Raw genomic sequence first — 21,344 nt, 5'->3', positions numbered from 1 at the left:
TACGGAATGGTCAGCAGGGTAAAACCTCTAGTTAACTCAAGGTCAAGAGCTATTTCGCATGGCGAGCAAAACCCCTGCCACCCCGGAAAAACTGCTCAGCGTCGGCCAACTGGCAGCGCGCAGCGGCGTGGCGGTGACCGCGCTGCATTTCTATGAAACCAAGGGGCTGATCCAGAGCTCCCGCAACGCTGGCAACCAGCGACGCTATCCCCGGGCAATGTTGCGCCGCGTAGCTGTCATCAAGATGGCCCAGCGCCTGGGCATACCACTGGCCGAGATCGTGTCTGCCCTGGCCACGCTGCCCAACGACCACACCCCGACCGCCGAGGACTGGCAACAGCTTTCGGCGCGCTGGCGTGAGGATCTGAGCCGCAGGATCGACGAAATGATCAGGCTGCGCGACCAGCTCGACGGCTGCATCGGCTGTGGTTGCATGTCGCTCAAGGAATGCCCGCTGCGCAACCGCCAGGACCATCTGGCTGACGCAGGACCTGGACCACATCTACCCTGAACAAGACAAAGCGAAAGGTACCCCTGTAACCGACGCTATCCAACGACCACTGCCACAGGAGGCAGCATGAGCAAGCAGGCCCTGATCATCATCGACATCCAGAACGACTACTTCCCTGGCGGCAAATGGACACTCGACGGCGCCCACAAGGCGGCCGACAACGCCGCGCGCCTGCTGGCCGCGGCACGCCAGAAAGGTGACCTGGTGGTTCACGTGCGGCATGAGTTCGAAAGCGCCGATGCGCCATTCTTCGCGCCGGGGACCCAGGGTTCGGCCATTCATCCGAAGGTAGCGCCAACGCCAGGCGAACCCGTGGTACTCAAGCACAAGGTCAACGCGTTTCTCGGCACCGACCTCAAGCAGACGCTGGACCAGCATCAGGTCAAGGCCGTGACCATCGTTGGCAGCATGAGCCACATGTGCATCGACGCCGCCTCGCGAGCGGCCGCCGACTTTGGCTATGACGTCACCGTGGCGCACGATGCCTGCGCCACCTTGCCGCTGGAGTTCGATGGCCAGCGGGTACCGGCGGCCCATGTGCATGATTCGGCCATGGCCGCCCTGGCGTTTGCCTACGCCAAAGTGGTGAAGACTGACGAATTGCTCAAGGGCTGACCCTGGGGCCGTTCAAATCACCACATTACGCACGAAGCGCACGGGCACCGCCCCATCATTGCGGTAGGCATAGCGGCAGTTGCTGGGGAATACATGGAACTGGCCGACTTGCAGGCAGTGCCCGGCGCCTTCGATTATCAGCGTCAACTGGCCTTCGGCCACGTAGATCTGCTCACTCCAGCCCTCGGCATCGGCTTCGCTGATGTAACACTCGCCAGGCGCGAGGGTCCACTCCCAGATTTCCACTTCGCGCCGGGCGCTACTGCTGGCCAGCAGTACGGCCTTGCTCTGCGGGTGCTCGCCGGTCCAGGCAAGCTCGTCGATGCGGCTGGGGTCGCGCTGATCCGGTGCCTGGATAAGGGTGCTGAACGCAACCTCGAGGGCTTCGGCAATCAGGTCGAGGGTGGTCAGGCTGACATTCTTCTCGCCCGCCTCGATCGCCACCAGCATCCGCCTGCTGACGCCCGAGCGCTCGGCCAGGGCGCTCTGGCTCATCCCGGCCGCGTTGCGCAGGCCGCGGACATTGAGGCTGACATGCTGCAGCACCGATGCACGGTGCGCTGATTCTTTGTGCACTATATTGCTCACCTGTAGGAATTGCGCAGTATACTGCCCACTTTGCGGCGATTGTGCGCCGCCCCTTCCGAGTGCGCAAGACCATGAGCCAACCGACCCTCCACACTTCGACCACTGTCTCTTTTCGCCTGAGCAAGGCGGAAATGGTACTGGTGTTCATCACCATGCTGTGGGGCGGTACCTTCTTGCTGGTGCACAACGTCATGACTGTGAGCGGCCCGATGTTCTTCGTCGGCCTGCGCTTCGCCGCTGCGGCGTTATTCGTCGGCCTGGCCTCGGCGCGTGCATTGTCCGGCCTGACCTTCACCGAGCTGAAGGCCGGCGTGCTGATCGGGGTGTCCATCATGCTCGGCTATGGCCTGCAGACCATGGGCCTGCAAACCATCAGCAGCAGCCAGTCGGCGTTCATCACCGCACTCTACGTCCCCTTCGTGCCGCTGCTGCAATGGCTGGTGCTGGGGCGCCGTCCCGGACTGATGCCCAGCATCGGAATCTGCCTGGCGTTCGTCGGCCTGATGCTGCTGGCCGGGCCCGAAGGTGGCGCATTGCACTTCAGCGAAGGTGAAGTGGTCACCCTGGTGAGCGCCGTGGCCATCGCCGCCGAGATCATCCTGATCAGCCGCTTTGCCGGTCAGGTCGATGTGCGCCGGGTCACTGTGGTGCAGCTGGCGACCGCTTCGCTGCTGGCTTTCCTGATGATCGTCCCGACCCAGGAACGTCTTCCCGATTTTTCCTGGTTGCTGTTGCTCAGTGCACTGGGCCTGGGCGCCATGAGCGCGGTGATCCAGGTGGCGATGAACTGGGCACAGAAGTCGGTCTCGCCGACCCGCGCCACGCTGATCTACGCAGGTGAACCGGTATGGGCGGGTATCGTCGGGCGTATCGCTGGCGAGCGCCTGCCCGGCATCGCGCTGATCGGCGGCCTGCTGATCGTCATTGCCGTGGTGGTCAGCGAGCTGAAGGTGCGTCGCAACGGCGAAACCCGCGAAGCCCTGGAAGCGCCAACCTCACACGAACATGAAGCCGGCAGGTAAAGCGCCCGTCAACGTCTATGCTCTGTAAAAAACTGTTATAAAAAAACGGCTTGTCACAGCGCTTTTGTAGGATTCTGCGACAGCTTGCGTGTTGGTGATATACGGCCCGGCACGTATGATCCTTGCAAACCTATCCAGAATAGAACGCTATGTCATTGATAGTGCTACTGCTTCTGCCGTTCGTGGGCAGTTGCCTGGCAGCTGTGCTGCCGCACAACGCACGTAATGCCGAGTCCATACTTGCCGGGCTCGTGGCCCTGGTCGGCACCATACAGGTAGCACTGCTGTACCCTCAGATCGCCGATGGCGGTGTGATCCGCGAAGAAATCCTCTGGCTGCCCAGCCTGGGCCTGAACCTGGTCCTGCGCATGGACGGTTTCGCCTGGCTGTTCTCATTGCTGGTGCTGGGCATCGGTACCCTGGTGTCTCTGTACGCGCGCTATTACATGTCGCCGCAGGACCCGGTGCCACGCTTCTTCGCCTTCTTTCTTGCGTTCATGGGGGCCATGCTCGGCCTGGTGATCTCCGGCAACCTGATCCAGCTGGTGTTCTTCTGGGAGCTGACCAGCCTGTTCTCGTTCCTGCTGATCGGTTATTGGCACCACCGCGCCGACGCCCGCCGCGGCGCCTACATGGCCTTGATGGTCACCGGTGCCGGTGGCCTGTGCCTGCTGGTCGGCGCCCTGCTGCTCGGCCATGTGGTCGGCAGCTACGACCTGGACAAGGTTATGGCTGCCGGCGAAACCATCCGCCAGCACGCACTGTACCCCGTGCTGCTGCCACTGATCCTGATCGGCGCATTGAGCAAGAGTGCGCAATTCCCCTTCCAGTTCTGGCTGCCCCACGCGATGGCGGCACCCACTCCGGTTTCCGCCTACCTGCATTCGGCGACCATGGTCAAGGCCGGGGTATTCCTGCTGGCGCGCCTGTGGCCGGTGCTGTCGGGCAGTGAAGAGTGGTTCTGGATCGTTGGTGGCGCAGGTGCCGTGACCCTGTTGTTGGGCGCCTTTGCTGCGATGTTCCAGAACGACCTCAAGGGCCTGCTGGCTTATTCGACCATCAGTCACCTGGGCCTGATCACCCTGTTGCTGGGCCTCAACAGCCCGCTCGCTGCGGTCGCCGCCGTGTTCCACATTCTCAATCACGCCACCTTCAAGGCCTCGTTGTTCATGGCCGCCGGCATCATCGACCATGAAAGCGGCACCCGCGACATCCGCCGTCTGAGCGGCCTGATACGGCTGGTGCCCTATACCGCCACCCTGGCCATGGTGGCCAGCGCCTCGATGGCCGGCGTACCCTTGATGAACGGCTTCCTGTCCAAGGAAATGTTCTTCGCCGAAACCGTGTTCATCACCTCCACTGCCTGGGTCGAAGCGACACTGCCGGTCATCGCCACCCTCGCCGGGACCTTCAGCGTTGCCTATGCCTTGCGCTTCACCGTCGACGTGTTCTTCGGGCCCAAGGCCGAGGACCTGCCGCACACGCCGCACGAGCCACCCCGCTGGATGCGCGCGCCGGTCGAACTGCTGGTGCTCACCTGCCTGGTCGTGGGTATTTTCCCGGCACAGTCGGTCGGCCCGCTGCTGGCTGCCGCTGCACTGCCAGTAGTAGGTGGCACGCTACCGGAATATAGCCTGGCCATCTGGCACGGCTGGAACGCCCCGCTGATCATGAGCCTGGTAGCCATGAGCGGCGGCATCGTTCTCTATCTGCTACTGCGCAAACAGCTGCGCCGCGGGCGCTTCCCGTATCCGCCGCTGATCGAGCGCTTCAATGGCAAACGCCTGTTCGAGCACGGCCAGGTCCGGCTGATGCTGCTGGCGCGACGCATCGAGCGGTTGCTGACCAGCCGCCGCCTGCAGTCGCAACTGTTCATGCTGGTGCTGGCGGCCTTCCTCGCCGGCCTCACACCGATGCTGTACAGCGGCCTGAGCTGGGGCGACCGGCCGAAGATTCCTGGCTCCGGCGTATTCGTCGCGCTATGGCTGATCGCCATCGCCTGCGCCATCGGTGCCGCCTACCAGGCCAAATACCACCGCCTGGCGGCATTGATCATGGTCGGGGTCTGCGGCCTGATGACCTGCATCACCTTCGTCTGGTTCTCTGCCCCGGACCTGGCCCTGACCCAGCTGGCGGTCGAGGTGGTCACCACGGTGTTGATCCTGCTCGGCCTGCGCTGGCTGCCACGGCGTATCGAAGGCGTTTCGCCGCTGCCTGGCAGCCTCGACCGCGCCCGGGCACGGCGCCTGCGCGACCTGTTGCTGGCGGTGCTGGTCGGCGGCGGCATGGCGGTGCTTTCATACGCCATGCTGACCCGGCCGACGCCCAACGACATCTCGTCGTTCTACCTCAGCCGGGCCCTGCCGCAAGGCGGTGGCACCAACGTGGTCAACGTGATGCTGGTGGACTTCCGCGGTTTCGATACCCTCGGCGAAATCACTGTGCTGGTGGCCGTGGCGCTGACCGTGTTCGCCCTGCTGCGGCGCTTCCGCCCGCCAAAGGAGAGCATGCAGCTGCCAGCCCAGCAGCGCCAGCTGGCCCCCGACGTGGTCACCGACCTGATCAATCCGCGTCATGCTACCGACACCGCCCTGGGCTTCATGATGGTACCGGCCGTGCTGGTGCGCCTGCTGCTGCCGATCGCCCTGCTGGTGTCGATGTACCTGTTCATGCGCGGCCATAACCAGCCGGGCGGCGGTTTCGTGGCGGGCCTGGTGATGTCGGTGGCGTTCATCCTCCAGTACATGGTGGCCGGCACCCAGTGGGTCGAAGCGCAGATGAGCCTGCGGCCGCTGCGCTGGATGGGAACCGGGCTGTTCTGCGCGACCCTGACCGGGGGCGGCGCCATGCTGTTCGGCTACCCGTTCCTGACAACCCATACCGCCCACCTGCACCTGCCACTGCTGGGCGATGTGCACGTGGCCAGCGCGCTGTTCTTCGATATCGGCGTGTACACCGTGGTGGTCGGCTCGACCCTGCTGATCCTCACCGCTCTGGCGCACCAGTCGGTGCGCGCCTATCGCCCGGGCAGCCCATCGAAGTCCAGCCAAGCAGGAGCCGCCTGATGGAAGAAGTCATTGCAGTCGCCATCGGTGTACTGGCCGCCTCGGGGGTGTGGTTGATTCTGCGCCCGCGCACCTACCAGGTGATCATGGGCCTGTGCCTGCTGTCATACGGGGTCAACCTGTTCATCTTCAGCATGGGCAGCCTGTTCATTGGCAAGGAGCCGATCATCAAGGACGGCGTGACCCAGGACCTGCTGCACTACACCGACCCGCTGCCGCAGGCGCTGGTGCTCACCGCCATCGTCATCAGCTTTGCCATGACCGCACTGTTCCTGGTGGTCCTGCTGGCATCGCGCGGCCTGACAGGCACCGACCATGTGGACGGCCGGGAGCGTGACGAATGAGTGGCATGAGTCAACTGATCGTCGCCCCCATCCTGCTGCCGCTACTGACTGCGGCGCTGATGCTGCTGCTGGGCGAGAAACATCGCCGGATAAAGGCGCGCCTGAACCTGCTGTCCACCTTCACCGGGCTGGCCGTTGCGGTCTGCCTGCTGTTATGGGTGCGTACCCAAGGGCAGGCGGAATCGATCGGCGTCTACCTGCCCGGTAACTGGCCCGCACCCTTTGGCATCGTACTGGTGGTGGATCACCTTTCAGCCCTGCTGTTGACCCTGACGGGCGTCATCGGCATCAGCGCCCTGCTGTTCGCCCGCGCCCGCTGGGATGGTGCCGGCGCCAGCTTCCATGCATTGTTCCAGATTCAGCTGATGGGCCTGTATGGCGCCTTCCTCACAGCGGACCTGTTCAACCTGTTCGTATTCTTCGAAGTGTTGCTGGCCGCCTCCTATGGCCTGCTGCTGCATGGCTCGGGCCGCGCACGGGTGCGTGCCGGGCTTCATTATATTGCCATCAACCTGTTCGCCTCATCGCTGTTCCTGATTGGCGCCGCGATGCTGTACGGCGTGACCGGCACCCTGAATATGGCTGACCTGGCCCTGAAAATCCCGCTGGTACCGGAAGCCGACCGTGGCCTGCTGCATGCGGGCGCAGCAATCCTGGCCATGGCTTTCCTGGCCAAAGCCGGCATCTGGCCGCTGAATTTCTGGCTGGTGCCTGCCTACGCCTCGGCCAGCGCGCCAGTCGCCGCGCTCTTCGCCATCATGACCAAAGTCGGCTTGTACGCCGTACTGCGCCTTTGGACCCTGCTGTTTTCCGGGCAAGCCGGTGCTTCGGCGCATTTCGGCGGGCACTGGCTGGTGTACGGTGGCTTGGTCACTTTGGCCGTGGCGGCGGTATCGATACTCGCCGCACAACGTCTGGAGCGCATGGCCGCCCTGAGCATTCTGGTTTCCGCCGGCACCCTGCTCGGCGCGGTCGGTTTCGCCCAGCCGGCGCTCACAGGCGCAGCGTTGTTTTACCTGGTCAACTCGACCCTGGCGCTGTGTGCGTTGTTCCTGCTCGCCGAACTGGTCGAGCGCTCGCGTTCGGCCAACGAAGCGCCGCTGGAAGACGAAGAAGACGCCATACCCCCGCCGCTGGAGTCGCTGCACCCACCCAAGGGCATCAACCTCGACGACGAGCAGAAGGTAGTGATCGGCCAGATCATTCCATGGACCATGGCGTTCCTCGGCCTGAGTTTCATCGCCTGCGCCCTGCTGATCATCGGCATGCCGCCACTGTCCGGGTTCGTCAGCAAACTCAACCTGATCAGCGCGCTATTCAACCCACAGGGCCTGGGCATGCCCGTCGAACAATCGCTGTCGGCAGCGGGCTGGGTGCTGGTGACCTTGCTCATCCTCTCCGGCATGGCCTCGCTGATCGCCTTTGGCCGGGTCGGCATCCAGCGCTTCTGGAAGCCCGAAGAACGCCCCTCACCGGTGCTGCGCCGCTACGAGTGCCTGCCCATCGTGATCCTGCTCGGCCTGTGCATCATCCTCAGCTTCAGGGCGGAACCGCTGCTGCGCTACACCCAGGACACTGCGGCCAGCCTGCAGGCACCGGACGCCTACATCGAAGCCGTGATGGCCGCCCGCCCCATCCCTGGCCCGACCACGCTCGACGTACAGGTGCAGCCATGAGCCGCTTGTTCCCCGCTCCGCTGCTGTCCGCTGCATTGTTCGTGCTGTGGTTGCTGTTGAACCTGTCGCTCAGCCCCGGCAACCTGTTGCTGGCCGCAGCACTTGCCGTGCTGGCACCGCTGCTGATGGCGCCCCTGCGCCCGCAACACGCGCATGTGCGCAAACCATGGGCGGTGGCCAGACTGATGGGCCGAGTCGGCATTGACGTCATTCATTCCAACCTGCTGGTTGCCGCCGCCGTGCTGCGTGCCGGGCAACGCGAGCCACGCTCAGCCTTCGTGCACATCCCGCTGGACCTGCGCGACGCCCATGGCCTCGCGGCACTGTCGATGATCACTACCGTGGTGCCTGGCACCGTGTGGTCGGAGCTGGCCCTGGACCGCAGCGTACTGCTGCTGCATGTGTTCGACCTGGAAGACGAGGCGGCCTTCATCGAGCACTTCAAGCTCACCTACGAAAGCCCGTTGATGGAGATCTTCGAATGACAGGCCTGCTCGCCAATGCCGTACTCGCCAGCCTGTTCATCTTCGCCCTGGCCATGGGCCTGGCGTTGATCCGGCTGTTTCGCGGCCCCTCGGCCCAGGACCGGGTGCTGGCGCTGGACTACCTGTATATCCTGGGCATGCTGACGATGCTGGTACTGGGGATCCGCTATGCCAGTGACACCTACTTCGAAGGTGCATTGCTGATCGCCCTGTTCGGCTTTGTCGGCTCGTTCGCCCTGGCAAAGTTCCTGTTGCGTGGTGAGGTGATCGAATGAGCGAAACGCTTGAACTGCCATTCTGGCTGGAACTGGTCACTGCCGCCCTGTTGCTGATCGGCAGCCTCTTCGCGCTGATCGGCGCCATTGGCCTGCTGCGCCTGAAAGACTATTTCCAGCGCATGCATCCACCGGCACTGGCGTCGACCATCGGTGCCTGGTGCGTGGCACTGGCGTCGATCATCTACTTCTCGTGGCTCAAGGGTAGCCCGGTGATGCACGCCTGGCTGATCCCGATCCTGCTGTCCATCACCGTGCCAGTCACCACACTGCTGCTGGCCCGGGCGGCGTTGTTCCGCAAGCGCATGGCGAATGAGGCAGTGCCTGAAGAAGTGAGCAGCGGTCGCGATCACGGCCACTGATACCGTTACCCTCAGCCTTGGCTCAGACGCTGCAACTCGCGCCGTACCATGGCTGCATAAGGTGGCGGGCTCAGCTGATACAGCTGGGTTGCCACCCAGCTCAGCCACGCCCCGCCCATCAGCTCACGCTGCACCAACAGGCGCTGGGCCTCGGTCGAGGCCTGCGCCTGGTGCTGCCGATGAAACCCGGCACGGGTACCAGGCGCTTCGTCACCTTCGCTCATTCACTGGCCTTGAAGGTGGTCAGCTCGCCCTTGCGCCACTTGGCGACCTTGCCAGTCACCGCCTTGAGCAACTTGCCCAGGCCTTCCTGAACCTGCTGTTGCGCGGCGAACACCAGCATCACGCCCTGGCCCTCGCGGAACACAATGCCCTCGCCCTCCGGCACCGAAACAAATGCGTAGTCGCCCACTCCGTAGACGTTCAGCTTGATTTCGCGAAAGCGCATTTCCAGTTTGCCGCCTTCGCGGCTGGGCAAAACGGCGGCGCGAAAGTGATCGCCGACCTTTAGCTCCAGGCGCTGCTTGTCATCGACCACCAACGCGCTCTCGGTGTCGATCTCGGCCATGTACAGGCCTTCCGGGTTCTGTTCGGTGACATAGATGAAACGGCCCTGAAACAGCTTGGCCAACTTGCCGCGCAAATCGCCCAAGGCAAACAAGGCGTGGGTATCCAGTGTACTGACTGCCAATGAAGTAATCCTCAAACCGGTGATATCCGCCCTCACTCGGATTCGGTGAGGCACGGCCATTTCAATTCGATAGGCGAAAAGAATAATAAAGTGATGCAAGAAACGTCTGTGCCTGCTGGCGATGCAGCACGCAGGAAAATTTACTCTGGCTTGCCAGATATGGCCTCAAAAGAGGCTTAAGGCATATTCCCTGTCAGGGAAGCGTCAAGTCTGACAACAGATCCGCCAGAAAAGATGCGATAGATAACTGCAGGCCCCTCGGCAGAAAGGGCTCAGGTATCCATCAGCGTATTACCGGGGAAAGAATATGCACGAAAACACTGAAATCCGTCGAGAGGCAAAGAGCATTTCTTACCTCACATTGGTCTGCAACAAACCACGCTACGTCGTCGTACCCGCCGGTATAGAGTTCTTCCACATCACCGAGAGCGCCACTGGCAGGGTGAAGGGCTTTCGCCGACTGCACTGTGATGCCTGCGCGCTGGCCCGTCGCCTGGAAAGCTGAAACCGGTCAGGCAGCGTCACCTTCGTGCATCAGCTGCAACCAGGCGGCCTTGCACTCGACGGCCTCGCCACGGGTGGCGAACGCTGTACCACGGCGTTCGCCATTGACCAGGACCACCCAACATATCCGTTTACCCAGTGCCTGCAAGTTCGCAGGCACACCAGAACCGATCATCACCGCTACATCGACTCGGCTGTTCATCATTCCCTCCGGCACTTAGATAGCACCCTAACGATAAGGTCATGATACGCCCAGCGTGAACCGTGTAAAAGCACATCCTGGTTACAGCAGTATTACATCGCGAGCAACAAATACCGTGACGCCTTCACGCAAGAAATGCGAAAAGCCCCAGGGATCACTCCATGGGGCCTTGCGCACCACGCCGGGTCAGACCTGGCGCTGGTGGCGATCAAGCTGCTCGTGGCGCTCCTGGGCTTCGATGCAGTACTTGGTGGTCGGGCTGATCAGCAGCCGCTTCAGGCCAATCGGCTCACCGCTGTCATCGCACCAGCCGAAGCTCTCGTCGCCGATGCGGTCCAGGGCCATTTCCAATTGCGGCAACAAGCGCTGGTCGCGGTCGATGGCATTGACCAGCCAGCTACGCTCTTCTTCGACCGACGCCACGTCGGCAGGATCCGACGGGGTATCCAGGCCTTCGATGGTGGCACGGCTCAGCTCGATGCGCTCATGGGTTTCGACTTTCATCGCCTGCAGCAGGCCAGCAAAGAAAGCCAGCTGGTCAGCGTTCATGTAGTCATCGGCCGACATGGCCAGCAACTGTTCCTTGGTCATCGATTTCTCTATGAAAAAATGTGCATTTGGGCGATTCAGGTGCCACTGACGCCTCGGCATCGGCAGCGGAATGCTTCAAGCGCCAACCGGCACTCTTTTACAGGGGGCGGCAGTCTAAGGTGCCGTGCGGCCATGAGCAACAGCAATTACTTGGGAATTTGTCATAAACAGCCCGGATTCCGCCCATCGGCAGTGTATGGAGCATTATCCGGCTACCGCATTGCACCGCACTAACGCCGCTCCAATGGCTGCCCTTGCCCAGTGGAGCCTGCCTCAATGAGCCTCATAGCCGAGCGTTTACTGCATAACAGCGATTTTTCCTGCACGCTGACCCGACTGTTTCAAGACTGCCCAACCCTGCCTTCGGTGGCTGCCCAGCGTGTGAGCGATGAATGGGAGGCACGCTCGATCAGCACGCATCCACCTGCCGGCATCTGCTTGCAGAGCATCAGCCCAAATGCCGAATACGACAACACACGTCCATTGTCCCAAGTCCTGATTGAGCGCTATTGCCAGCGAAGCGACATGCTATTGCGACCCTCCACGGACACGCTGCTGGCATCGGCCAATGACGTTACCGGGATTGATGTAGACCTGAATCAGGTTCAGCGGCTGGTCAACGATTGCGGCCCGGTGCTACTCGACGATTACCGGCAGGCGCTGGTGGATTACTGGAATCAGGTCGACGGCACCGGGCAATCCACCTGGCAACGCTATTCCAGCTACCTGCGCCAGCAGCTGTCGGACAGCATCGGCGCCACTCAGCCCGGCACAATCGATCCTGCTCTGCTCGCACTGGCAGCGAAGGTCGCAACTTATCCCTCGCACGAGGCACGCCAACTGGCATCAGGCACCGCAAAGCCCAAGCTCACGCTGCTGTCGCTTGATCTTGCCCAAGGCCTGCGCCTGCACGATTTGACCGGTGCATTGCTGGTTACCGAGGATTCTGACAACGACGACAATCCCGTTGTGCTGTACACCTTGAGCGGCGATTTGCAGGTCTTCGCATCCTTCGCGGCACTGCAGCAGGCATTCGGGCAGCTCTGGCCGGAGCTGGTCGGGCAACAGCCAGAACTGCAGTCACGCCCCATCACCGGAAATGCGTTCGATGCCTTGGCCAGCCAAGTGCTGGAGCAGCAGCTAAGCATCATCGACAGAATCGCCGAGCGACACAGCGCACGGGAGGATGCCCAGCATCTCTGCGTGGAACTGAGCCACCTGACCTTACTGCTGGACCTCTGCCCCAAGGCCCAACGTGAGAGCCTTCGCAAATCAGCCGGTTTGCTGCCCACCTGGTTGCACAATGCCAATGAACACAGCCTCTTCGCCTATGCCCACAGCTTGATCGATATCGCTCAGAAAGGGGCCGATGCCAAGGGCGCCACCTGGTTGGACGGCATCGACGACGCCGCGACCTTCGCGTACACCAGGATCAACGAATACTTTGGGAAGATACACCCGGAGCATGACCTGGAGCCCTGGGATGTGGAAGTGATCAACCACCAGACGATAGCCAGTGCGCTGCCCACCGGGCAAATGGATGGCACGGTCACCCCGATACACTTCACCCTTGCGCACCTTGTGATCGGCAACTGGGGACTGATCAGGCCAGGCCGGGTAGAACTGCGGCACAAAAAGGGTAAGAGACTGCCCGACTGGCTGACGGAAAGCTATCTGCAGACGATGATTACCGAGCTGAACATCGCCAAGGTGTACCCGCAGATGCTGCAAGACAGATTGCTTGACGACCTGCCCGAGCGCAAAAGGCGTGAGCGCCTGCTGGCTGATCAGTTACGCACGCAGCTACCGGCTGGCGCGATGGCGCTGGAGTTGAGCGAACACTTGAGCCCCCGCGCGCGGCGGGCGGTGAGCGCGGTGTTCGCTGCGCCGACCGGGCGGTGGCTAATCCGTCCGTTTGGCCTGGTCCGTGAAACTGGCGCTGCGGCGGACCTGGTGCTGAACGCCTGGCTGATCGAGCCCGTCCATGCACTGCCGGGCGACCCTTGCATACTCTACCGCCCGCTTCACACCCGATCACTGCTCGAGTTCACCGACCGTACCAGCCTTCTGTGCGCACTTGGCAAGACCGGCGCACTGCAGGATGACATCCTCCGGCGCCTGGACCACGACGTGCGAAGGATCTATGACAATGACGGTTTCGCGGAGCCCAATCTGCCCGGGCTGATGGAAATGACCCTGCTTGGCATTCCCTATCAGAAGCCTGCCCCGGCAACCCTGGCATCGGAGCCTGCGATCACTCACTGGGGCCAGGCCATTTACCAGGGATGCGTCGAGGAAACCATCGCCGATTTCCGCGCCAACTCGACCACTACCGAGCAGGCCCGTTGGGAACGCTGGACAGCGCTGGGCTGGCTGCTGCTGAACTGCGCGCTGCCCTTGGTGAACGGGCCTCTCGGCACGCTGGTCTGGCTGACCCAGATCGCCATGGCACTGAAACAGTTTCTGCAAACGGGCAAACACCCGGACAGCAGCCAGCACCGGATTGCCCTGGTCAATCTACTGGTCAATGTTGGCTTGGCCCTGTTCGCCCATGCGGCACCGCGCCTGCAACTGCAGCGGCCTGCGCACCTTGCGGACGAGGCTGGCGCCTCCCTTGCCGAGCCCCCTCACCTGCAATACCTCGAAGCAGGTACTCCCGGGCGGCTGGAGCATCAGTGGGCGACCACCGAAGCACAAATGAACAGCACCCAGAGCACCGCACTGGAGGCCTTGCGCAGCAGCCGCACCAGCGAAGAGCTGGGCATGCCCATCGTTACCGGCGAACTGCGTGGCCTCTACCTTCAGGGCGAGCACTACTGGACCATCCTGGGGGGCGGCGTCTACCGCGTAACGCTCGACGAAGCGGTGCAGCAACCACGGATCGTCAGCGATACCCAGCCTTCCGTCCCTGGCCCTTGGCTTCGCCGGGGCAGTTCCGGCCGCTGGCAGCCCGACCTGCGCCTGCGTTTGCGGGGCGGTATGCCAGGTGGCAAGCGCAGGCAAGCGTTCAGGGCGCAAAATGCCGAACGCCGTGAGGCCCTGAGCCGGCAGATCATCGAAAGTCGCCAGCAAATCTTGAGTCACAATCGGACGCTGCTCCGCCTCACCCTACTGGTCCAGGAGACCAGCAACCCTGAAGTGCTCGGGCTCACCCTCAACAAGCTCGACGACATCGAGGTGTTCTGGGATACGTTTCTTGCCAATGTCGAAGAACAGGCAGTACTGACCAATGTCACCCCCGCCAACGATGTCAAAGCGTCATGGGAGTTTCAGCGATTCCACGTCACGATGACCCGCGGCACCTTGCTGTCCAAGCTCATTCTGCAAAAGCTGACCCCGGCTCCCGTGCGCGTTTTCGCCAAAGCCGAAGACCACGCTGCTTACATGCATGCGCTTGACGAAATCACGCCGCAGACTGAAAAGCTGATCAGCAATGTCGAAGGTATCGGCAAACACCTTATCGCCCTTGAAAGGCTGGCAGGCAGCCGTGGCACGGCGCGGGACCTCTATGTGGCTGCAAAAGGCATGCTGAAGGTGCCCATCGAGCGATCAATACTGGCTTCCCGATTGCTTCGCCTGGAATACAACTGGCGCAAGTTCATGGCACTACCTGACCTGGCCGACCGCACCCAGTTGATGCTCGACCGTTGCTCGATCAACCTCACGCTGGCCATTTCACAACGTATGCGTCTCTACGAGATGCCTCAGGCAAGCGAGGCACTCAGCGCCCGGCTGCTTCACGACATCGACAGCCAGCTGGGTGTCGCCTTGCGCCGCCTGGAAAACCTCAAGCTGATCGTCACCGCGAACCCGGCTGCACTCGATGCACTGGCGCCTATCGAAGCCGACGTGCGCTACGTCAACAGCCGTGTGAAGGCAGATCTTCAGGACTATCCGCCCCTCAGCAGCGTTGCGCAGTTGCAAAGGCACACCCCCGGTCTGATCGAAACGCCGAGCCATGGCTTGTTGCTGGGCAAGCCACGCACGGGAGATGACACACTGTTCGACGTCGTGGACGACAACCAGCGGCCGCTCATGACCTTCCACAAAAGGGACGAAGAATGGATACCGGTCGAGCAGCAGACTTCGCACCCGGTCCCACAAGAGCCAGCCCCCAGCCTACGGCGGCTGTTCGAAACAGCCGACGCCGAGCAGACGAAAGCCAGACACACCTTGAACCTGCTTGAATCCAGCGTTGCGCAGCACTTCCAGCCCGTCGAGTTCGAGGAACTGATCGACATGCATGTGCGGCCATTGACCGACACGGCCGCAACCCTGAGCACCCGCCTGAGCAAGGAAACAGACATGACGTCAGCCGCCCGGCAAGGCTATCGGGAACGGCTCGTTGCTCTGCGTGCGCTGGTGGATCAGCTGAACAGCAAACGTGTGACGCTGCGCACGCAGGCAATACTGCGCCAGTCGCCACGCCAGTCCGGCCTGCAGTACCTGATTGAACACGACCTGGTGCAGATCAGCCGCCAAGGCCGGCGCAGGGCGCTGAGCGCTGTGCCGGGCAGGCCCCAGGATTACCTGGACGAATATGTCATCAGCTACGCCAACGAGCCCCTGTGGTATGCCCACTTCCACTACACCAGCCATGACGCGGCGTCGAGCGACTTCGTCGCCGGCCATCTCAAGACCAGTGCGCAGCGCAGGCTCAGAGGCCACTCTGTGACCGACCCGGTGACTCAGGAGCTGGAGTACGTTCACCGTGGACCGTTGACCCAGGCCGCAGCCAGCCGGTATTTCTTCAACACCTGAGCACTACGTGCCGGGCGGGCATGCGCTACCGCCCGTCCGGTGCGGCAAGAGACTCAGCAGTCCTTGAACTGCGCTTCACGCTTGGCGATGAAAGCGGCCATGCCCTCCTTCTGGTCCTCGGTGGCGAAGGCTGCATGGAACACCCGGCGCTCGAAGCGCACGCCTTCGCTCAGGGTCACTTCGAAGGCACGGTTGACGCTTTCCTTGACCATCATGCTGACCGGGATCGACTTGCTGGCGATGGTCGCCGCCACCTTCAGCGCCTCTTCCACCAACTCGGCCTGCGGCACGATACGCGCCACCAGCCCCGCGCGCTCGGCTTCCTCGGCGCCCATCAGGCGGCCAGTCAGGCACAGTTCCATGGCCTTGGCCTTGCCCACCGCACGGGTCAGGCGCTGGGTACCGCCCATGCCCGGTAGCACGCCAAGGTTGATTTCCGGCTGGCCAAACCTTGCATTGTCGGCAGCGAGAATGAAGTCGCACATCATCGCCAGTTCACAGCCACCGCCCAGGGCGAAGCCGGACACCGCCGCGATGATCGGCTTGCGCCGGTTGGCGATACGGTCCGCATCGCTGAACAGATCGTCGACGTAGATCTGCGGATACTGCAGCTCGGCCATTTCCTTGATGTCGGCACCGGCTGCAAAAGCCTTGGCAGAGCCGGTGAGCACCACGCAGCCGATGTTCGGGTCACGCTCGAGCTGGTCCAGGGCCTGGTTGATCTCGCCGACGATCTGCGCATTCAGCGCGTTCAGCGCCTGTGGGCGGTTGAGAGTGATCAGGCCGACCTTGCCGTGGATATCCAACAGGATGGTTTCGAATGCCATGCAGTCTGCTCCTTCAAAGATTGCGCGCAATGACCATGCGCTGAATGTCGCTGGTGCCTTCGTAGATCTGGCAGACCCGAACGTCGCGGTAGATCCGCTCCAGCGGGAAGTCGCTCAGATAGCCATAACCGCCCAAGGTCTGCAAGGCATCCGAACAGACCTTTTCGGCCATTTCCGAGGCAAACAGCTTGGCCATCGACGCTTCCACCAGCGCCGGGCGCCCGGCGTCACGCAGCGCGGCCGCGTGCAGCACCATCTGCCGGGCCACGGCAATCTTCGTGGCCATGTCGGCCAGGCGGAAGGCCACGGCCTGGTGTTCGATCAAGGGCTTGCCGAAACTTTGCCGCTCTTTGGCATAGTCGCGTGCCACTTCGAAGGCTGCACGGGCCATGCCCACCGCCTGGGAGGCAATGCCGATACGGCCGCCTTCAAGGTTGGCCAGGGCGATCTTGTAGCCCTCGCCTTCGGCGCCCAGGCGGTTGGCCACCGGCACGCGCACATTGTCGAAGACAATCTGGCAGGTATCGGAGGCATGCTGACCCAGTTTGTCCTCCACTCTCGCCACTTGGTAGCCCGGCGAATCGGTGGGCACGATGAAGGCGCTGATGCCGCGCTTGCCCGCATCCGGGTCGGTCACGGCAAAGACGATCACCACACCGGCATTCTGCCCGGAGGTGATGAACTGCTTGCTGCCGTTGAGCACATAGTGATCACCCTCCAGCCGTGCACGGGCCTTCAGGCTGCTGGCGTCGGAACCGGCCTGCGGCTCGGTCAGGGCGAAGGCTCCGAGCATCGAACCCATGGCCAGCGGGGTGAGAAACTGCGCCTTCTGCTGCTCGTTGCCGAACCGCAGGATCGGCACGCAGCCCACCGAGTTGTGCACGCTCATGATGGTCGAACAGGCACCGTCACCGGCAGCGATCTCTTCCAGCGCCATGGCGTAGGCCACGTAACCGGTGTCACTGCCGCCCCACTGCTCTGGCACCAGCATGCCGAACAGGCCGAGTTCGGCCATTTCCTCGATGGCTTCCTTCGGGAAGCGATGCGCTTTGTCCCACTGTTCGGCGAACGGCTTGAGGCGCTCCTGGGCAAAGGCGCGTACCGCATCGGCGATCTGTTGTTGCTCTTCAGTTACCAGCATGGTTCACCTCAGTACAGGCATTCGACAGCCAAGGCCGTGGCCTCGCCACCGCCGATGCAGATGGCCGCCACGCCACGGCGGAGGTTGTTCTGGCGCAAGGCCCAGAGCAAGGTCACCAGGATGCGCGCGCCCGAGGCGCCGATAGGGTGGCCCAGGGCGCAGGCACCGCCGTGGATATTGACCTTGTCGTGGGGCAGGTCAAGGTGCTTCATGGCCGCCAGGGTGACCACCGCGAAGGCTTCGTTGATCTCGAACAGGTCGACTTCGCCCAGGCTCCAGCCGGTTCGTTTCATCAGCTTGTCGATGGCACCGATCGGCGCGGTCGGGAACAGTGCCGGTGTGTCGGCGAAAGCGGCATGACCGTGGATCACCGCCAGCGGCTTGAGCCCACGCTTGTCGGCTTCGCTGCGGCGCATCAGCACCAGCGCCGCCGCACCATCGGAGATCGAACTGGAATTGGCGGCGGTCACCGTGCCCCCTTCGCGGAAGGCTGGCTTGAGCTGCGGGATCTTGTCCAGGCGCGCCTTGGGCGGTTGCTCGTCGTCCTTGATGACGCGTTTCTCCTTGCCCTCGGTGACCTCGACCGGCACGATCTCGGCGGCAAAGCGGCCGCTCTTGATAGCGTCCTGGGCGCGGGTCAACGAGGCGATGGCAAACTGGTCCTGGGCTTCGCGGCTGAAGGCATTGGCCTGGGCACATTCTTCGGCAAAGGTGCCCATCAGGCGGCCTTTGTCGTAGGCATCCTCCAGGCCGTCCATGAACATGTGGTCGATGATCCTGCCGTGGCCCATGCGGTAGCCGCCACGGGCTTTGTCCAGCAGGTACGGCGCGTTGGTCATGCTCTCCATGCCGCCGGCCACTACCACATCGGCGCTGCCGGCCAGCAGCAGGTCATGGGCCATGATCGCCGCCTGCATGCCCGAGCCACACATCTTGTTCAGGGTGGTACAGGTGGTGTGCTTGTCCAGCCCGGCACCCAGCGCTGCCTGGCGTGCCGGGGCCTGGCCCTGGCCGGCGGGCAACACACAGCCGAACAGCACCTGCTCGACGCTGCCGGCGTCGATGCCGGCACGCTCCACGGCGCCGCGGATGGCCGCGCTGCCCAGTTGCGGCGCGGTCAGGCTCTTCAGGTCGCCCTGCAGGCCGCCCATGGGCGTGCGCACGGCACTGACGATAACGATCGGGTCATTGGCGAAGGTCATGTGCATTCTCCTTACTTGGCAGCCATGCGCAGTGCGCCGTCGAGGCGGATCACCTCGCCATTGAGCATGCTGTTCTCGATGATGTGGCGGGCCAGCGCTGCGTACTCCTGCGGGCGACCCAGGCGCGGCGGGAATGGCACGCCGGCCGCCAGCGAGGCACGCACTTCCTCGGTCATCCCGGCCATCATCGGCGTTTCGAAGATGCCCGGGGCGATGGTCATCACGCGAATGCCGAAACGCGCCAATTCGCGGGCCGTCGGCAGGGTCAGGCTGGCGATGGCGCCCTTGGAGGCCGCATAGGCAGCTTGGCCGATCTGGCCGTCATAGGCAGCGATAGAGGCGGTATTGATGATCACCCCGCGCTCGCCGTTATCGTCCACCTGGCCTTCAGCCATGGCCGCGGCCGCGAGGCGCAACAGGTTGAAGCTGCCAATCAGGTTGACATTGATGACCTTGGTGAAACTGGCCAGACCATGCGGGCCTTGCTTGCCCAGCACCTTCTCGGCACCGACGATGCCAGCGCAGTTGACCAGCCCATGGAGGCTGCCGAAAGCGCTGAGCGCTGCATCGACTGCGGCCTGAGCGGCCTGCTCGTCACTGATGTCAGCCACCGCGAAACGAGCATTGTCGCCCAGTTCGCGAGCCTTTGCCTCGACGGCCTGGGCATTGAGGTCGACCAGCATGACCTTGGCGCCCGCTTGGATCAGCATGTGCGCGGTGGCAGCACCCAGCCCGGAGGCAGCGCCGCTGACGATGAAGTGTTTGTTGGCTATCTGCATGATCTCGTTCCTGTTCAGGCGCTGGCAGCGGTGGCCTGTTGCGCTTGTAGTTTGGCGACTTCCTGATTGCGCAGGATGAAGCGTTGCAACTTGCCGCTGGGGGTCTTGGGTAGCTCGCTGACGAATTCGATTTCGCGGGGGTAGGCGTGTGCGTACAGGCGCTGGCGCACATGCTGGCGCAAGGTCTCCTCCAGCTCGGCGCTGCCGACCTGGCCGCTAGCCAACACCACGAAGGCCTTGATCAGTTCGGTACGCTCAGGGTCCGGCTTGCCGATCACCGCCGCTTCGATCACGGCCGGGTGTTCGATCAGCGCGCTTTCCACATCGAATGGACCAACCCGATAACCGGAGGTGGTGATCACGTCATCGCTGCGCCCGACAAAACTGATGCTGCCGTCGTGGTTCAACTCGACGGTGTCGCCGCTCAGGTAGTACTTGCCGACGAAGGATCGGGTCGGCAAGCCGTGATAGCCACCGAACCAGCACAGCGGCGACTGCTCGCGGTCAACGGCGAGAATGCCCGGCTGACCAGGCGGCAACTCGCTACCTTGCTCGTCGAGCACCACGATCCGATGGCCGGGTATGGCGAACCCGGCCGAACCCATGTGCACCGGATGCTGCAGGCCATGATGGTTGCACAGCACCATGCCCAGTTCGGTCTGCCCGTAGTGGTCGTGGATCGTGACACCCAGCTCTTCGGCGAACCAACGGATCACTTCCGGGTTGAGCGGTTCGCCAGCACTGCTGACCACCCGCAGGCGGCCCTTGATCGGAGCCGAGAAATCGTTGCCGGCAGCAATCAACAGCCGATAGGCAGTGGGCGAACCTGCCAGGTTGGTAATCCCCAGCTTGTCGATTATCCGCGCGCAGCTCTCGACACTGAACGGGCCATCGTAGAAGGTGGTTGCGTGGCCCAGCGACAGTGGGCCAGTGACGGCGTAGTACAAGCCATAGGCCCAGCCAGGGTCGGCCAGGTTCCAGAAGTTGTCCTCGGGGCGCAGGTCGATGGCATCGCGCATGTAGCCCTGGAAGGCGACGATGGCACGCAGCGGCACTTCCAGCGGCTTGGCCGGGCCTGTGGTACCGGAGGTGAACATCAGCAGGAATGGGTCGTCGCCCGAACGCATCACCGGCTCGCAATCGGCGACAGCGGTGTCCAGGCATCGGTGGAAGTCCAGTTCGCCGACGCGGGCGTCCACTGTGATGATCGTCGGGCAGGCATGCACATCGTCAAGCTTTGCACGGTTGTTGCTATCGGTGACGACGACGCGGGCGTGGGATTGCTCAAGGCGGTGTTCGATGGCCTTGGGGCCAAAGGCGGTGAATAACGGCTGGTACACCGCCCCAAGGCGCCAGGTGGCCAGGACGGTGACCAACAGCTCTGGGGTACGTGGCATCAGGCCCGCCACCCTGCCCCCGGCGCTCACGCCATGCGCCTTGAGTACATTGGCAAAGCGACTGGCCAGTGATTGAAGTTGATCGAAACTGTAGCGCGCGCTGTGGCCGCTGCGATCTTCATGGAGCAGTGCCAGCTTGCCGCTGCCGGTGTGGCGGTCGCAGCACTCGACACAGGCATTGAGGGCATCGAGATCGCCATGCAGCGCCGCGGCAGCAGCTTTGCCATGGTCGAAAACACGAACGGCCTCGGCGTAATCACGCATCGTCGGACTCCTGATTTGTTGTTTTTGGAGTTAACCATCGGT

21 protein-coding genes are annotated in these 21,344 nt (G+C 62.8%); 11 read left to right on the top strand and 10 right to left on the bottom strand.

The window, feature by feature from the left end; genetic code table 11:
* Positions 1–58: 58 nt before the first annotated feature.
* On the top strand, positions 59–511 hold the full coding sequence (soxR, locus tag ACIPW4_RS26450; protein WP_400663416.1) for a redox-sensitive transcriptional activator SoxR: 453 nt from the start codon (positions 59–61) through the stop codon (positions 509–511).
* 66 nt (positions 512–577) lie between these two features.
* Positions 578–1,126 (top strand): cysteine hydrolase family protein, encoded by a 549-nt coding sequence (locus tag ACIPW4_RS26445; protein ID WP_400663413.1) that lies wholly within the window; start codon positions 578–580, stop codon positions 1,124–1,126.
* Between the two features lie 12 nt (positions 1,127–1,138).
* Here the strand turns inward: ACIPW4_RS26445 and ACIPW4_RS26440 are convergent, their stop codons facing one another.
* Positions 1,139–1,702: a helix-turn-helix domain-containing protein gene (locus tag ACIPW4_RS26440; RefSeq protein ID WP_400663411.1), complete on the bottom strand. Its 564-nt coding sequence runs from the start codon at positions 1,700–1,702 to the stop codon at positions 1,139–1,141.
* A gap of 83 nt (positions 1,703–1,785) precedes the next feature.
* On the opposite strand from ACIPW4_RS26440, the gene ACIPW4_RS26435 reads away from it, so the two are divergent.
* The 7 genes from ACIPW4_RS26435 (at position 1,786) to ACIPW4_RS26405 (ending at position 8,943) form a co-directional block, all read left to right on the top strand.
* A complete protein-coding gene (locus ACIPW4_RS26435) occupies positions 1,786–2,736 on the top strand; it encodes a DMT family transporter (RefSeq protein ID WP_400663409.1) in 951 nt (316 codons plus the stop codon).
* Between the two features lie 149 nt (positions 2,737–2,885).
* Entirely contained in the window at positions 2,886–5,801 is a 2,916-nt protein-coding gene (locus ACIPW4_RS26430; RefSeq protein WP_400663407.1) for a monovalent cation/H+ antiporter subunit A, read from the top strand.
* The gene (locus ACIPW4_RS26425) at positions 5,801–6,145 is read left to right on the top strand and encodes a Na+/H+ antiporter subunit C (RefSeq protein ID WP_003250128.1); all 345 of its coding nucleotides are present in this window, start codon (positions 5,801–5,803) and stop codon (positions 6,143–6,145) included. The genes ACIPW4_RS26430 and ACIPW4_RS26425 overlap by 1 nt, the downstream gene beginning before the upstream one ends.
* Positions 6,142–7,821 (top strand): monovalent cation/H+ antiporter subunit D, encoded by a 1,680-nt coding sequence (locus ACIPW4_RS26420; protein WP_400663404.1) that lies wholly within the window; start codon positions 6,142–6,144, stop codon positions 7,819–7,821. Before ACIPW4_RS26425 ends, ACIPW4_RS26420 begins: the two co-directional genes overlap by 4 nt.
* On the top strand, positions 7,818–8,306 hold the full coding sequence (locus tag ACIPW4_RS26415; protein WP_400663402.1) for a Na+/H+ antiporter subunit E: 489 nt from the start codon (positions 7,818–7,820) through the stop codon (positions 8,304–8,306). Before ACIPW4_RS26420 ends, ACIPW4_RS26415 begins: the two co-directional genes overlap by 4 nt.
* Positions 8,303–8,581: a K+/H+ antiporter subunit F gene (locus ACIPW4_RS26410; protein ID WP_103446664.1), complete on the top strand. Its 279-nt coding sequence runs from the start codon at positions 8,303–8,305 to the stop codon at positions 8,579–8,581. The genes ACIPW4_RS26415 and ACIPW4_RS26410 overlap by 4 nt, the downstream gene beginning before the upstream one ends.
* Positions 8,578–8,943, top strand: a complete 366-nt coding sequence (locus ACIPW4_RS26405) for a Na+/H+ antiporter subunit G (RefSeq protein WP_400663399.1) — start codon at positions 8,578–8,580, stop codon at positions 8,941–8,943. The genes ACIPW4_RS26410 and ACIPW4_RS26405 overlap by 4 nt, the downstream gene beginning before the upstream one ends.
* 11 nt (positions 8,944–8,954) lie before the next feature.
* On the opposite strand, the gene ACIPW4_RS26400 is transcribed toward ACIPW4_RS26405, so the two are convergent.
* Positions 8,955–9,167, bottom strand: coding sequence for a hypothetical protein (locus ACIPW4_RS26400; protein ID WP_400663396.1), 213 nt, complete (start codon positions 9,165–9,167; stop codon positions 8,955–8,957).
* On the bottom strand, positions 9,164–9,634 hold the full coding sequence (locus ACIPW4_RS26395) for a hypothetical protein (protein WP_085673022.1): 471 nt from the start codon (positions 9,632–9,634) through the stop codon (positions 9,164–9,166). The genes ACIPW4_RS26400 and ACIPW4_RS26395 overlap by 4 nt, the downstream gene beginning before the upstream one ends.
* A 307-nt stretch (positions 9,635–9,941) precedes the next feature.
* Here ACIPW4_RS26395 and ACIPW4_RS26390 point away from each other — a divergent pair, with 307 nt between their 5' ends.
* A complete protein-coding gene (locus tag ACIPW4_RS26390) occupies positions 9,942–10,139 on the top strand; it encodes a hypothetical protein (protein WP_400663392.1) in 198 nt (65 codons plus the stop codon).
* 6 nt (positions 10,140–10,145) lie between these two features.
* On the opposite strand, the gene ACIPW4_RS26385 is transcribed toward ACIPW4_RS26390, so the two are convergent.
* Positions 10,146–10,340 carry a hypothetical protein gene (locus ACIPW4_RS26385; RefSeq protein ID WP_400663389.1) on the bottom strand — a complete coding sequence of 65 codons (195 nt, stop codon included), beginning with the start codon at positions 10,338–10,340 and terminating at the stop codon, positions 10,146–10,148.
* Between the two features lie 186 nt (positions 10,341–10,526).
* The gene (locus ACIPW4_RS26380; RefSeq protein WP_400663387.1) at positions 10,527–10,931 is read right to left on the bottom strand and encodes a TraR/DksA family transcriptional regulator; all 405 of its coding nucleotides are present in this window, start codon (positions 10,929–10,931) and stop codon (positions 10,527–10,529) included.
* Between the two features lie 276 nt (positions 10,932–11,207).
* On the opposite strand from ACIPW4_RS26380, the gene ACIPW4_RS26375 reads away from it, so the two are divergent.
* Complete coding sequence (locus tag ACIPW4_RS26375; RefSeq protein WP_400663384.1) at positions 11,208–15,692, top strand: hypothetical protein; 4,485 nt, start codon at positions 11,208–11,210, stop codon at positions 15,690–15,692.
* 53 nt (positions 15,693–15,745) lie between these two features.
* On the opposite strand, the gene ACIPW4_RS26370 is transcribed toward ACIPW4_RS26375, so the two are convergent.
* The 5 genes from ACIPW4_RS26370 to ACIPW4_RS26350 are packed head-to-tail and all read right to left on the bottom strand — an operon-like array spanning position 15,746 to position 21,302.
* Positions 15,746–16,519 carry an enoyl-CoA hydratase gene (locus ACIPW4_RS26370; protein ID WP_400663382.1) on the bottom strand — a complete coding sequence of 258 codons (774 nt, stop codon included), beginning with the start codon at positions 16,517–16,519 and terminating at the stop codon, positions 15,746–15,748.
* 13 nt (positions 16,520–16,532) lie between these two features.
* Positions 16,533–17,660, bottom strand: coding sequence for an acyl-CoA dehydrogenase (locus ACIPW4_RS26365; RefSeq protein WP_400663379.1), 1,128 nt, complete (start codon positions 17,658–17,660; stop codon positions 16,533–16,535).
* A gap of 8 nt (positions 17,661–17,668) precedes the next feature.
* A complete protein-coding gene (locus ACIPW4_RS26360) occupies positions 17,669–18,862 on the bottom strand; it encodes an acetyl-CoA C-acyltransferase (RefSeq protein ID WP_400663376.1) in 1,194 nt (397 codons plus the stop codon).
* A gap of 11 nt (positions 18,863–18,873) precedes the next feature.
* Positions 18,874–19,641, bottom strand: coding sequence for an SDR family NAD(P)-dependent oxidoreductase (locus ACIPW4_RS26355; RefSeq protein WP_400663374.1), 768 nt, complete (start codon positions 19,639–19,641; stop codon positions 18,874–18,876).
* A gap of 14 nt (positions 19,642–19,655) precedes the next feature.
* Positions 19,656–21,302, bottom strand: a complete 1,647-nt coding sequence (locus ACIPW4_RS26350) for an AMP-binding protein (protein WP_400663371.1) — start codon at positions 21,300–21,302, stop codon at positions 19,656–19,658.
* Positions 21,303–21,344: the final 42 nt, after the last annotated feature.

Origin of the sequence: Pseudomonas sp. NPDC089996 (assembly GCF_044748405.1) — a bacterium.
In the GTDB taxonomy this organism is placed as follows: domain Bacteria; phylum Pseudomonadota; class Gammaproteobacteria; order Pseudomonadales; family Pseudomonadaceae; genus Aquipseudomonas.
The sequence above is the reverse complement of the archived record's forward strand: the minus strand, read 5'-3'. Positions and strand labels throughout refer to the sequence as shown.